General features: G+C 52.7%; 1 pseudogene. It reads left to right on the forward strand.

The features are described 5' to 3' along the window. Positions 1-641: pseudogene (locus tag HMPREF9429_RS09270) on the forward strand (hypothetical protein); the annotation flags it as partial.

A 641-nucleotide genomic window follows, 5' to 3' on the forward strand; every position in this document is an offset into this window, starting at 1 on the left:
AAGGGCGGCGATGAAGTCAACTTCAAAGACGGTCAAAACATCAAGATAAGCCGTACGGGTAAGGAATTTACCATAGCCACGGCAGACGATGTATCCTTTAATAAGGTAACGGCCGCCGACAGTGTACTGGTCGGAACGGGTACGAACCTCATTACCCTCGACGGAACGACGGGGTCGGTGACGGGCAATATCTTTAAGGCCGGAAGTGTTAATGTAAACGGCGCCAACAATACGGTTACGGGTCTTTCCAATACGACATGGAGCGGCACTCCCGTATCGGGCAGAGCGGCAACGGAAGATCAGTTAAAGACCATTGCCGACCGCGTAGCCAATGCAGGTTGGAAGGCTACCAGCGGTATTACAGGTTCGGGTACTCAATCGGGTACACAGAGTGTGACATCTGTAGGCTCGGGAGATACGGTTACCTTTAATGCCGGAGACAACCTGGATATGAATCAGAGCGGGGCTGCTTTTACGTATTCCTTGAAACCGACTCTGACAGGACTTACGAGTGCGGCCTTTACGGACGGTACGAATACGACGACCGTCAACGGTAGCGGTGTTACGGCAGGCGGCGTATCCCTTACAAACAGCGGTATCAATGCGGGTAACAAGGTAATCAGCAATGTAGCCAGCGGCGG

Origin of the sequence: Megasphaera micronuciformis F0359, from assembly GCF_000165735.1 — a bacterium.
GTDB lineage: Bacteria > Bacillota > Negativicutes > Veillonellales > Megasphaeraceae > Megasphaera > Megasphaera micronuciformis.